A 12,873-nucleotide genomic window follows, 5' to 3' on the forward strand; every position below is an offset into this window, starting at 1 on the left:
GCCAAATTTGTCCAACCCCGCTAAGGCTTGCAAGAACAACAACTGAATCCGTTTGGAACCCGTATGAACGCCAATGCCATCGTCCAGAAACTCTGGCGCCTCTGCACAGTCCTTCGCAAGGACGGGATCACCTATCAGCAGTATGTGACTGAACTGACCTATCTGCTGTTTTTGAAGATGATGGCTGAGCGTGGGCGCGAAGCGGGGGCAATCCCCCTGAGCTGCCGCTGGGGTGAATTGGCGAAGCTCAACGGTCTAGAGCAGCTGGACCTGTATCGGTCCTCGTTGGTGGCGCTGGGCAGCACAAGCTCCCGCATCGGGCAAAATGATAGACTGATCCTCAAGCCAACAGAGACGGCCGGGCGAGAAGACCTCGAACTCTACAGGGACGCGAGGCCGATCCCTGAAATGGTCCGGGCAATCTTCGACAATGCTTCTACTTTCATCCGGGAACCGAAAAACCTGACAACCCTGGTTACTGAGATCGATGGTCTTGATTGGTTCTCCGAGGAACGTGACCAATTCGGCGATCTCTACGAAGGCTTGCTGCAGAAGAACGCAGAAGAAACCAAGCGTGGCGCCGGGCAGTATTTCACTCCCCGTGTCCTGATCGAACTGTTGGTCCGGTTGATGCAGCCCCAACCCGGCGAAGTCATTCAGGACCCGGCTTCAGGAACAGGTGGGTTTCTTATTGCGGCAGACCGCTACATGAAAGCCAGAACGGACGGCTACTTCGATTTACCCGACAGTGGCGCCTGGCAAAAAGCTAACGCGTTTCACGGAATGGAGAATGTCGCCGGAACCTATCGCCTTCTGCTCATGAACCTTTATCTCCACGATCTGGCGCCAGAGCACGTTGCAATGGGCGATACCCTATCGGAAAAGGGCAAGAGCCTTGGCAAGGCCGACCTGATCCTGACCAATCCGCCCTTCGGTCCGGCTGGCGGGGCTCCGACCCGTGATGACCTGACGGTCACAGCCGCCGTCTCCTCCTATCAGCTGCCCTTTGTCGAGCACTGCATTCGCTCGCTCAGGCCCGGCGGCCGGGCGGCAATCGTCGTGCCGGACAACGTGCTCTTCGAGGACGGACGCGGCAAGGCATTGCGCCAGATGATGATGGACTGGTGCGACCTGCACACCATCCTGCGTCTGCCCACCGGCATCTTCTATGCCCAGGGGGTGAAGACCAACGTCATCTTCCTGACCCGTGGCACGACCGAGACCGGCAATACGGACGAAGTCTGGGTCTATGACCTCCGCGCCCAGATGCCGAAGTTCGGCAAGACCAACCAGCTGACCGACGACCACTTCAAGGACTTCGAGGAAGTCTTTGGCACGGACCCGAACGGCAGGGAGCGCGGAGACGATCAGGGCGAAGACGGCCGCTGGCGCTGCTTCACCCGCGAGGAAATCGCAGCCCGAGGCGACAATCTGGACATCGCCTGGCTGCGCGAGGCGGAGGAGGAGGCGGAAGAAGGTCTCACCGAGCCGGAAGACATCGCAGCTGCCATTCTAGGACATCTTCAGGCGGCTATGGTGGAGATCGAGGCGCTAAGCGCGGAGCTCGAAGAGGGTTCTGCGGAGGCGGCAGAATGAGCGAGCTGCCGAAGGGGTGGGTCGAGGCTGAAGTTGGCAGCCTTTGCGATCTCATCAATGGGAAAGCATTCAAGCCAACCGACTGGTCTCCAGATGGACTCCCCATCGTGCGCATCCAAAACCTCAACAAGCCAGATGCACCGTACAATTGCTTTTCCGGGGACGTCGACCCAAAGTTTATGATCGAGGACGGCCAGCTTTTGTTCGCATGGTCGGGGACGCCGGGAACCTCATTTGGTGCCCATGTTTGGCATGGTGGGATTGCTGTTCTCAACCAGCACATCTTCAAAGTGAATTTCGATGATGCGCATCTCCATCGACATTTTTTCAAGACCGCGATCAACTTCAAGCTTGAGGAACTTATTGGTAAAGCGCACGGAGGAGTTGGATTACGCCATGTGACCAAGGGCAAGTTTGAAGAAACAAAACTTCCCCTCCCTCCCCTGGCCGAGCAGAAGCGCATTGTCGCCAAGCTTGACGCCTTGAGCGTCTGCTCCTCCCGTGCCCGCAAGGACCTCGCCCGCATAGACACCCTCGTCAAACGCTACAAGCAAGCCGTGCTCTCCAAGGCCTTCTCGGGGGAGCTGACGAAGGATTGGCGTGACCAGAATACTGGTGCAAGCATTGAGCCGACCCTGTCTGCTGTACGGCAAGTTCGTTCAAAATCGAAAAAGCTAGCGCGGCGCAAACGTTCTATACAGACCCCTGATCTTCCTCTGCCAGCCGGGTGGTCCTGGATTTCACCAGACGAGGTGGCATCTAACGAGCCATACTCTATTGGAATTGGTCCATTTGGCAGCAATCTGGTGAAGGCTGACTATCAAGAAAGAGGTGTGCGCCTCATCTTTGTTCGCGACATTCGCGCTGAAAAATTTGACCTCGAGAATGCGGTGTTCGTAAGCTCAGAAAAGGCCGACGAGCTTCACCAGCATCAGGTATCCGGAAACGAACTGCTGATCACGAAAATGGGCGATCCGCCCGGCGACACGGCCATTTATCCTGAAGGTCAAGGCGTCGCGATCATTACAGCTGATTGTATCAAACTGAAGGCCCACCCACTATTGTCTTCAAGCGGGTACTTGGGATTGGCCATACGCACGACTTGGCTTCAAGAGCAGATAGCCTCGATAACGAAAGGTGTCGCGCATCAGAAGGTTAGCCTAGATCGCTTTCGCCAGTTAGCTCTACCCATTGCTCCTTTGGACGAACAAAAAGAAATCGTCCGCCGCATCGAAAGTGCCTTCCTGAAAATCGACAAGCTGGCGGCGGAGGCGAAGCGGGCGCTGGAGCTGACGGACAAGTTGGACGAGGCCATCCTCGCCAAGGCCTTCCGCGGAGACCTCGTGCCCCAGGACCCCACCGACGAACCCGCAAGCGTCCTCCTGGACCGCATCAAGGCCGAACGGGCAGTGGCGCCGAAGCCGAAACGGGGCCGGAGGAAGAAGAACTGATGGCTGCTATAAACCGAGAAATCTACAAGCGCTGGGTCGTGGAAATGTTGACGGCTCTAGGAACGGTCACACCGAAAGAGGCCTATGCGTGGATCAAGACCAATTGCCCGGTTCCTGCGGATCACCTGACAACGTTGGTAGCTAAAGGCGAGATCCGTTTTGAAAAAGAAATCCGTTATGCCCGATGGGATCTCCATCGTGAAGGCATCGTGGATGGATCGACTTACGGCATTTGGAAATTGAGCGGGCATCTATGTTAGCAAACATGTGATGGCTGGGAGGAAGGCACAGTGAGAAAACCGGGGTCCATGAGTGCGCTGGAAGAGTTGGGACGAGTGCGACTGTCCGAGAACTTCTACATGCGGGACTTTCTCTATTCCGAGATCTCGAACTTCTATGGCATTCCCAACATACCGCATCATCCGGATGTGGCAATCGAGGCGGGCACGAAGCTCTGCCGAGAGCTTTTGGAACCACTCCGCTCAGCCTTCGGCCATGTCACAATCCGCTCTGCCTATCGCGCTCCAGAGGTAAATGCGTTCGGCAATGAAAAGGGCCTGAACTGCGGCAGCAACGAACACAATCATGCCCATCACATCTGGGATTACCGCGATGCGAATGGGCGGCTGGGCGCGACCGCCTGTGTTGTGGTTCCCTGGGTCTGGGATCGGCACCAGAATGAAGGCGACTGGCGCAAGCTTGCTTGGTGGATCCATGATCATCTGCCTTACAACTCGCTCTATTTCTTTCCCAAGCTTTGGGCGGTGAACCTGAACTGGCGCCAACAGCCCGAACAGCGTATCGACAGTTATGCCGAGCCGAAGGGAACCCTCACCAAACCTGGAATGGCTAACCATTCCGGTGATCATGGGGAGAGTTACGAAGGATTTCCATTATTTCGTGATAGATAGTTGAGAACAATCGATGAAGCCTCCTGCTGACTATTCTTCAGAGGAACTGAACAACCTTATTTACAATTACCGGCGCCTGAAGAAAACCGACGATCCGTATTATGCTGAACTTCTCGACGAGAGCGGACGACGTACGGGCAAGGGACTGGATTTCAACACCACGATGCGTGCTGTCCTGAAGGCCGCAAGGGACGGAAGGTTCATCTCCTACGGCGAGCTGTCTGAAGCAAGTGGTGTCGATTGGTCGACAGTGCGCTACGCCATGAATCGACATCTCCAGGAGCTCATCGAGTACTGTCACCACCAGGATTGGCCGCTGCTCAGTTCTATCGTTGTGACCAAGGACAACCTGCAGACAGGTGCGATGGACGAAGGAACACTCAATGGCTTCGTAGCCGGATGCAAAACGGTAGGCTACGTTATCGCGGATCCCGAAGCGTTTCTCCGTGAACAACAGAATAAAGTGTTTAAGTGGGCGGCAGAATTCGAACAATTTGAAGAGCTTACAGAAGAGCCCCAGCAAGAAAAGAAAATGCATTCAAAAGCTGACGTATCCGAGGAGGCCGATAGTTCTGTAGCCGTCGAGAAAGGCGCGGAAGTGCCGAAAAAGGCGAAGATCTCGAATCCTATTGAAGAAGGCAATCGTGATCAGAAGGAAAACTTTGGCAAAGTCTTTTTCACCTACGTCTGGGGCGCTCCTGGAAATCCGGCGTGGCCATTGACCTTCGCCACCAAGGCAGCGCGAAGTCATGCCAGGGCGGTTTTGCAAGAAGGAGACATCGTGTTCACCGTAGGCACGCGCACTGACCCGACTGCCCCAGAACACAAGGGACGTGTCGTTGGAGCCTATCGTGTCTCGGACATGGAAGTGAATACGCGCGACTATGTCGACTTGTTGGATGAGGAGCGCAGAAGCGAAGATGCAATCGATAGATTCCCTTATGCGCTTCACCCACTGGAAGTTTGGGAAATCGCCGGTCAGGAAAACATGTTTTCAGAACTAGTCGGCCCATTGACCGGAAGACATCATCTTCAGGCCCGCGACAAGGTGATCGAGCTTGATGCATTGACCGCGGAACCGTTGCTGGCTCTTGAGCGGACCCCCGTGATGGTCGTTGAGCCGAAAACGATCCTTGGCCGCGGAAGAGTAGCGCTCAAAAACAGCAAGCTTGCTCCGAAACACGAAGGCGACTTTCAGGGCTCCTTCGGCCATCATGAAATCTGGTATGTCTATGTTCTCGCGTTGCGTGACCAACGCGGCAAGGATCTGGCTTTCAAGATTGGCTACGCTCACGATCCAAAGAAGCGTAGGGATGAACACAATCGGCCTTTGGCAACTGAAGTCACCGGATTGGAGTGGCACGTCGCTCTGAAGCAAGAAACATCAAGCGAAGATGATGCGCGTACCGTCGAACAGGCGCTTCTGAACAAATACCGGGAGCGCTGTCTACGGAGTAACGGTGAAATTGTCTCCGGTGTGACTGTGACGGACATCTCGCTTTCGCTCGCGTCCGTGTTGCGAGAGACCTGAAATCACACGCTGTCTACCGTGCAAAAGTCCAGTTGGTCGAGCGTTTTCGCCGCAGCCTTGGCTGCACTCTGTGGCAACAGCCGGGCATACTTCTGCGTTGTCATCACATTGGTATGCCCGAGCAAATCACGGATTTCGTGGAGCGTGTGCCGTCCGGACTGGGCAAGGAGAGAGGCATAGGTGTCGCGTAGTGTGTAGGTGGTCGCCTCGCCACCATAACGCTCGACTTTCCACGGCTCGTTGAGACCGGCCTTGTCCATTGCCCGTTTGATGGCCCTGCATTGTCTTCTGGGGCCGCCATTTATCCTGTCTGGAAAAACGTATTGATCACGTGCCTCAGCATAACGGCGAGACAGTATCTCATGAAGCACGTCGCTCATCACAAGGCCGGTCCAGAGTGGCGTGAGTGATTTGAGGCGCCTGACTTCGATGGTTCGTGTTTCCAAATCAATGTCGTCCCACGGCATCTGCAGCGCTTCACTGGGGCGGCAGCCGGTATGCAACAGGAAAACCGCAAGATCGAATGCGTCCTGAAGGTCCTGCCTGAGCGCTCCAGTGCGGTATTCAGCATCCGGCCAACGGCAAACTTGCCGGTTTGGGTCCAGCTGCTCGAAGAGGGCGATTATCTCTTCCTGTCTGAGGAAACGGGACTTCTTGTTCGGAATGAGCCGCTTGTCGGTCCTGGAGGTTGGCCAGTTCAGGTGTCCGGGTGTTGCGTACGCGCCTCTATGGAACCTTTCGGTCCTTCGTAGGATGCTGAGTTCGGCAATAATCGTCGCGGCGGCAATTCCCTCTGAAAGCCGCGCATTGACACAAGCCTTGAGATGACGATCGCTAAGATCGTGCAGCAACAGTTTTCCATCCCATTGCCACTGACGGCGTCGGTGGTAAGTCCGGTCTTTTCGGCTGACTTTTAGCTGCTCTCCAAACATGACACGGATGTTGCCCTCGATCCGGGAAGAATCCCGAAGCTTGGATCCGTAGTGCAGCCACCATTCCTGCACCGCCTTGCGCAACGTGATCGACTTCAGTTTTCCCATCTGGATTGAGTCAAGCTCACGACTCTTGGTGGCGACCTCGACCAGCAACGCTTCTTTCCGGTTGGTCCTCTTTGTCGAGCGCTTGATCCGCCTTCCATCGACGACGAAATCCATAACGTAGTATCTGCGCCCAGCAGGTCTGTAGACCGTCATCGTGCCTCTCCCGACTGTGACTGTCAGCAGCAGTTTTGCATCTCAAGTGACAGGTGTAAACGGGAAAAAATTAATGATTACAGTAGTTTAGTGTCGGGAAAGTGCTGAACTTGCCGCGACTTTCCGTTCTGAAAACAACTGCTGCCACTTGATTTTCATTGCGTCCAGGTTTGCGGGTCCTGAATTGAACCTGATGGCACGGATAGAAACCTGCACACATCCGGACTTCTTCGAAATTGCTGCATCCGATCAGCAGCAGCAGCGTTGCGCGTCATAATTGCACTTTCGCGCATTGTGACGGCTATGAACTTGTGGCTATAAATAATCTAATGAATTCAGGGGTCTTTGGGGGAGCTCGATTTCATCAACACCCTTTAAAGTCGAAATTCAGCTTTTTGCTGAGCGAAACACATTCGAATTTGGCGTTTACCTGCGATGACGATCCACGACACAGCATCAACCCAATCTTCAAAAAGCCTCTCGGATTACCTTGCCGATGCCCGCCGAAGGCTCGTCGAAACGGGCACCCGTAATCGTCTTGTTCACGTCAACCGGTCGGCAAAGAGGGCGAACGCTCTCAACATCATCAATGAGCGGTCAGACGACATCCACGAGCTTCTGCGCATCAAGGGTCGCAAGATGAAGTTCCTGGCCACCGGCAGTGACGATGCGGAGGCCGATGAGGGGCCGGATCTGTCTGTGGAAGGTGAGGCAGCGTTTGATGAAGGGCGATACCAGGATGCTTTTCTGGAGACATCGCTCGGGTCTGATGCCTTGCAGAAGAGGCTCCTGCGGCTTTTTGCTGACGCGAAGACTGCCGAGGAAGAGCAGGGCATCAACATTCTGTATCTGGCAATGGGTTTCTTGAAATGGTTCGAAGACAAGAGCTCGGCGGTTCCGCGTGAAGCCCCGCTCATTCTAATTCCTGTTGAATTGAAGCGAAACGAACGCGGCTCGTCATTCGACATCTGCGTCCGCGACGACGACATCGTCACGAACCTGCCACTGCAAGAACGTCTACAAAGCGATTTCGGGATTACGCTTCCAGAAATTGACGACAGCACAGAATGGGCTCCCGGCGCGTATTTCGACCGAGTTGAAGACGCTATAGAAGGCCGCGAAGGTTGGGGAATTGATCGCGACGGCATGCAGGTCGGGTTCTTTTCCTTTGCCAAACTTCTGATGCTCCGGGATCTGGACCCGGAGAATTGGCCTGAAGCGGCTTTGTTGGAGAGCACACTGCTTCGCGGGGTACTCAAAGAAGGCTTCGAAACCGAAGCTCCGCTTTTTCCCGATGGCGAGTCCCTTGATAGCCGTCTGAAACCTTCAGACATAATTCAGGTCGTGGACGCGGACGCCTCTCAAACGAAGGTCATTGAGGAGGTACGTGCGGGGCGTAACCTCGTGGTTCAAGGGCCTCCGGGAACGGGCAAATCCCAGACCATCACCAACATCATCGCATCGGCGATACATGACGGCAAAAGTGTTCTCTTCGTTGCGGAAAAGATGGCTGCCTTGGATGTGGTGCATAGCCGTCTCGTCAAGACCAATCTTTCAGATGCTTGTCTTGAACTGCATTCTAGATTTGCGAACAAGAAGGCTTTCCTCCATGAACTGGGGCGAACGCTGAATGCTGGTCTGGGTTCGTTTCCTTCGAGCGCTGATACCTCCAGTCTGGAAGAGATCCGCAATCGCCTCAATAGGATTGCTTCCACCCTTCATGACCGTGTCCCGGGACGCAGCTATACGCCGATCTCGGCTATGGCCCAGATTTCGCGCCTATTCGGAAAGAAGGTCCCTGCCCCTTCAATTGCGGTCGAAAACGCGGATACTCTGGATGACGATGCGGTCAATGAACTCGCTGAATTGATTTCCGCTTATGCAGCGGCGCTTGAGAAAATCGGTTCACCTGCTGAACACCCGTTCTACAGTGTTGAAAATCTGAACTTGCAGCCGACAGACCAGCAGCGTCTGGAAGTGAAAATTCGAGCCGCACACGACGGGCTGCAACGGCTGCAAGACACGGCTAACAATCTCTCGGAGGCGCTTTCGGTTTCAGCTCCGCAAACGCTGAAAGAGGCAAGAAATCTGGGGCAATTGCTTGGTTCGGCAGAGAACGCCCCAGTAGGTCACGACGATCTTGTCACCGCTGTTTTGCCACATGCGGATGACACGCGGCTGACTGAGGCCCTGGTCGCCGGGGCTGATTGGAAGAACGCGCAAGAGGCTCTTTCCCAAACCTTCTCCGAAGCCGCTTTCGCGGCTCCGGTCGAACACATGCGACATGGTTTAGCTGCAGGGCTGGGGTCATTTTTCTCACGCCTTTTTGGCCCCTATCGCAGGACATCCAATGAGTTCGCGACTCTGTTGAAAGGTCCTCTGCCCAAGACTGCGAGGGAGCGTGTTGCTCTCCTCGATAGTTTGGTCGCCGTCCAGAAGAAAAGAAAGGTCCTTGCGGAAGACGAGGGGTATCTGCAGGAAAAGCTTGGTGGGCTCTTTAGAGGCGAACGCACACGGTTTGCGGAACTGGTCGCCGTGGCCGCCTGGCTAAAAGCCCTAAAAAGTCTTGATGGTGAGATCCAGCTTGAAACCTGTCGAAAGCTTATGGACATGCGCGAAGACGCAGCCAAAGCCAAGATCAAACTTGAAGATGAAATTCGAGAAGTTGAAAGCAAACTCACTGAAATCATCAAGGAACTGCAGTGGCAGCGCTTTTTAACAATTGCTTTTGATGATGTCCGTTTCGAAGATTTCTCAGCATCGTTGAGCAAAGTTGCTCAGTCCATGCCGCTTTATTCTCAATGGGTGGATACTGCCCATAAAGTGGCGCGGTTAAATGAAAACGGAATGAGCGCCTTTGTGTCAGCTTTGGATGAGGGCAAGCTCTCTGCAGCAAGTGCTGTCGATGAGTTTCGATACGGCATCGCTGAAGCCCGATGGAACAATGCGCTCAAGACAGTTTCAGACTTGTCTGAACTCGCACGATTAAACCGCCATCAGCTTGTTGATGTTTTTCAGACGCTTGAAAAACGCCGATTTGTTGAGACTGCCGATCAGATCAAGTCGAAGCACTTGTCACAAATGCCCAAAGGGGCTGCTGGTCCTATGGGGTTCTTGCGAGCAGAAATCGCCAAGAAGACCAGACATCGGTCTATCCGCAAGATCATGGAAGCCGCTGGCGACATGGTACAGCGCATCAAACCTGTCTTTTTGATGAGCCCGATCTCCGTCGCCCAGTACTTGAAACCAGGCACGTTGAACTTTGATCTTCTGGTAATTGATGAGGCCAGCCAGGTGCGTCCGGAAGACGCGCTGGGAGCAATCGCACGATGCGGTCAAATCGTGGTCGTGGGAGACCGCAAGCAGCTTCCCCCCACCAGCTTCTTCGACAAACTGGCTGGCAATGCTCCAGAAGAAGAAGATGAAGACGCAATTCCGGAAACATCCGGTGCCGTCGAACTGGAGAGTATTCTGACCGCTTGTGAGGCGCGTGGTCTTCGGTCCGCAATGCTGGAGTGGCACTACCGCTCAAGAGACCCGTCACTCATTCAGGTTTCAAATGCCGAGTTCTATGAAAGCCGACTGGTGTTGCCGCCGTCTCCGGTGGAATTGGACGAAAATTTTGGACTGCGTTTCAATCGTGTTGAAGGCGTCTATTCAAGTAAGAGCAAAGGGAACGGACGAGCTGGTACAAACATCATAGAGGCGGAAAGGATTGCGGAAGCCATTACTAGGCACGCACAGCAGACGCCCAATCTGTCGCTTGGCGTCGTCGCTTTTTCAAAAAGCCAAGCGGACATGATCACGGAGGTTCTGGAGGTCCAGCGGCGAACGAACTCGACCCTCGATGATTTCTTGCGGGAAGGGCGTGCCGAGGACGTTTTTGTAAAGAACATTGAAAACGTGCAGGGAGACGAACGGGACGTAATCCTGATCAGTGTCGGCTATGGCCCGCACGAACCAAATGGCCGTCTGGCATCAATGAATTTCGGTCCGGTGAACGGAGAGGGTGGGGAGCGTCGGCTAAACGTGCTTTTCAGTCGTGCAAGGGTGCTCTGCGATGTGTTCTGCTCGTTCGACCCCGGCGACATTGATCCGCGCAAGGCAACTCGCGATGGTCCAAGAATTCTGAAAAGGTTCCTGGAGTTCGCTAAGTCTGGACAGATCGAAGAAGCCAGCAGCACGGGGTTCGGCCCAGACAGTCCGTTCGAAGAGGATGTTGCTGAAGTTATCCGGGGACTTGGCTATCCAGTTGACTACCAGGTCGGTAGCTCAGGCTTCCGGATTGACCTCGGTGTAAGGCACCCAGACAAACCTGGCCAATACATCCTCGCGGTAGAGTGCGATGGAGCGACTTACCATGGAGCCCTGTGGGCACGTGAACGCGATCGTTTGCGTCAGGCCGTTCTCGAAGGCCTCGGCTGGAAGTTTCATCGTATTTGGAGCACCGATTGGTTTCATCGGCGAACGGATGAGATTCAGCGTCTTCAAGAAATGTTGGCAAAAGCGATCGAGGCATCCGATGCAGTGCTGAAGATCGCTGGCGCGAATGAAGGCGGAATGCAGAAGGCAGAAGAGCCGGAACAACTTGTTTCTGATTTCACCGGTCTCGATGAGACTGAACTAACGGCTGCGAAGTACCGAAGAGCAAAAATCATCGTCGTTGATGCGGAGCCTCATTTAGTTCAGCCCTGGCGCATGGCTGGATACGTAACGTCCATTGTCGAACAAGAAGGCCCGATTCACTCAGATGAAGTAGCTCGACGAATTGCCTACGCTTTCGGAAAAAATCGTGCCGGTGGCCGAATTCACGATGCGGTGGTGTCAGCGTTGAAAATTGCGGCGAACAAAAAAAGCATCTGTCATGAGTCGTCATTCTGGTTCACTGAAAGTCAACGAGACGAACCGCCGATCCGGAGCCGCTCAGAAGAAAGTTCCCCCACGACCAAGGCTGAGTATCTCTCACATTTGGAGATCGAAGCAGCCGCGAAACTCATTCGAACGGAATGCGGAGAACTTGAGGAAGACGAGATGGTCAGAGCGGTTTGTCGGCTGCTGGGGTATTTGCGAGCAGGTCCTGATCTGCAATCGCGTATCCGGACGGTGCTATTTTGAAAATTACATCACTCGGATGGAGGCTTCTCTAGGCGAATTTCGCTCAATCCCCGGCGTTCAACACGTGCCAGTGACGTAGGATAAAATGACGATACCCGACTATCAGGATCTGATGCTTCCTGTTCTTCGTTACGCTGCAATGGGCGAGCAACGCGTTCCGCATGTGTCGGAAATGATTGCGGACGACCTGGGGCTGTCTGAAAACGAGCGAGAGGAACTTCTGCCAAGCGGTCGCCAGAGAATTCTGCACAATCGCGTTCATTGGGCAAAGTTTTACATGAGCAAAGCAGGGCTGATCGACAGTCCTGCGCGTGGAAGGTTTGTCGCTTCGGAAGCTGGCAAGCGATTGCTCGAAACCAATCCGGAAAAACTCAACACACAGGTATTGCTGCAGATCCCTGAGTTTGCCGAATTCTACCGCTCCAGCAATAAGCAAAACACGGGAAGTACAAGCGCCGGAACTACGCAAGACGAACCCGTGAGCTCCGAAACGGCAACGCCAGAGGAACAAATTGAGTCCGCCTATCGTTCGCTAAACGCGGCTTTGCGGGCCGATCTCCTTGACAGAATACGGGAGAATTCTCCTGCATTCTTCGAGAAGCTGATCGTCGATCTTCTCGTGGCGATGGGTTACGGCGGTTCGCACAAGAACGCTGCCGAACAACTCGGTCGAACCGGTGACGGTGGGATAGATGGTGTCATCAATGAAGATCGTCTCGGTCTCGATAGAATATACGTTCAAGCGAAACGCTACGCCGAGGAAAACACTATTGGACGTCCTGCGGTGCAAGGCTTTGTAGGATCTCTTGTGGGGTTCGGGGCCACGAAAGGTGTCTTCGTAACAGCTTCGAGCTTCTCCAGCGGTGCAATCAACTATGTGAAGAACTTGCCGCAGCGAGTGATCCTGATTGATGGGACGCGGCTCGCCGATCTAATGATCGAGCACGGAGTCGGGACAAGAGCCCATAGAACAATCCAAATTCAGCGCCTGGATGAAGACTTCTTTTCTGAGGATGGATAGGTGGGCTGCTGAGCCCAAGTGTTCCCTGTCGGGTATGCCAGCAGCCCGAGGGTGT

General features: G+C 54.3%; 8 protein-coding genes. 7 read left to right on the top strand and 1 reads right to left on the bottom strand.

The genetic code is table 11. From position 1 onward, the window contains the following. Positions 1–63 precede the first annotated feature (63 nt). Genes ACVDG9_RS00925 through ACVDG9_RS00945 form a run of 5 tightly spaced genes read left to right on the top strand, consistent with a single transcriptional unit; the run spans position 64 to position 5,489 of the window. A complete protein-coding gene (locus tag ACVDG9_RS00925) occupies positions 64–1,596 on the top strand; it encodes a class I SAM-dependent DNA methyltransferase (RefSeq protein ID WP_447237085.1) in 1,533 nt (510 codons plus the stop codon). Beyond that, positions 1,593–3,047 carry a restriction endonuclease subunit S gene (locus tag ACVDG9_RS00930; RefSeq protein ID WP_447237086.1) on the top strand — a complete coding sequence of 485 codons (1,455 nt, stop codon included), beginning with the start codon at positions 1,593–1,595 and terminating at the stop codon, positions 3,045–3,047. Before ACVDG9_RS00925 ends, ACVDG9_RS00930 begins: the two co-directional genes overlap by 4 nt. Continuing rightward, on the top strand, positions 3,047–3,307 hold the full coding sequence (locus ACVDG9_RS00935) for a hypothetical protein (RefSeq protein WP_447237087.1): 261 nt from the start codon (positions 3,047–3,049) through the stop codon (positions 3,305–3,307). The genes ACVDG9_RS00930 and ACVDG9_RS00935 overlap by 1 nt, the downstream gene beginning before the upstream one ends. 30 nt (positions 3,308–3,337) lie before the next feature. Then, positions 3,338–3,958: a hypothetical protein gene (locus tag ACVDG9_RS00940; protein ID WP_447237088.1), complete on the top strand. Its 621-nt coding sequence runs from the start codon at positions 3,338–3,340 to the stop codon at positions 3,956–3,958. Between the two features lie 13 nt (positions 3,959–3,971). Next, positions 3,972–5,489 (top strand): GIY-YIG nuclease family protein, encoded by a 1,518-nt coding sequence (locus ACVDG9_RS00945; RefSeq protein ID WP_447237089.1) that lies wholly within the window; start codon positions 3,972–3,974, stop codon positions 5,487–5,489. Between the two features lie 2 nt (positions 5,490–5,491). Here the strand turns inward: ACVDG9_RS00945 and ACVDG9_RS00950 are convergent, their stop codons facing one another. After that, positions 5,492–6,682 (bottom strand): tyrosine-type recombinase/integrase, encoded by a 1,191-nt coding sequence (locus ACVDG9_RS00950; RefSeq protein WP_447237090.1) that lies wholly within the window; start codon positions 6,680–6,682, stop codon positions 5,492–5,494. 435 nt (positions 6,683–7,117) lie between these two features. On the opposite strand from ACVDG9_RS00950, the gene ACVDG9_RS00955 reads away from it, so the two are divergent. Together ACVDG9_RS00955 and ACVDG9_RS00960 are read left to right on the top strand one after the other, a co-directional pair. Next, a complete protein-coding gene (locus tag ACVDG9_RS00955) occupies positions 7,118–11,797 on the top strand; it encodes a DUF3320 domain-containing protein (RefSeq protein WP_447237091.1) in 4,680 nt (1,559 codons plus the stop codon). 85 nt (positions 11,798–11,882) lie between these two features. Continuing rightward, the gene (locus ACVDG9_RS00960) at positions 11,883–12,818 is read left to right on the top strand and encodes a restriction endonuclease (protein WP_447237092.1); all 936 of its coding nucleotides are present in this window, start codon (positions 11,883–11,885) and stop codon (positions 12,816–12,818) included. The last annotated feature ends 55 nt before the right edge of the window (positions 12,819–12,873 follow it).

Source organism: Roseibium sp. RP-7, from assembly GCF_053005225.1.

Excerpts from the sequence above, each read along its gene's own strand:
- ACVDG9_RS00960 (WP_447237092.1), top strand. The coding sequence starts at position 11,883 with ATGACGATACCCGACTATCAGGATCTGATGCTTCCTGTTCTTCGTTAC.
- ACVDG9_RS00935 (WP_447237087.1), top strand. The coding sequence starts at position 3,047 with ATGGCTGCTATAAACCGAGAAATCTACAAGCGCTGGGTCGTGGAAATG.
- ACVDG9_RS00930 (WP_447237086.1), top strand. The coding sequence starts at position 1,593 with ATGAGCGAGCTGCCGAAGGGGTGGGTCGAGGCTGAAGTTGGCAGCCTT.
- ACVDG9_RS00925 (WP_447237085.1), top strand. The coding sequence starts at position 64 with ATGAACGCCAATGCCATCGTCCAGAAACTCTGGCGCCTCTGCACAGTC.
- ACVDG9_RS00950 (WP_447237090.1), bottom strand. The coding sequence starts at position 6,682 with ATGACGGTCTACAGACCTGCTGGGCGCAGATACTACGTTATGGATTTC.
- ACVDG9_RS00945 (WP_447237089.1), top strand. The coding sequence starts at position 3,972 with ATGAAGCCTCCTGCTGACTATTCTTCAGAGGAACTGAACAACCTTATT.
- ACVDG9_RS00955 (WP_447237091.1), top strand. The coding sequence starts at position 7,118 with ATGACGATCCACGACACAGCATCAACCCAATCTTCAAAAAGCCTCTCG.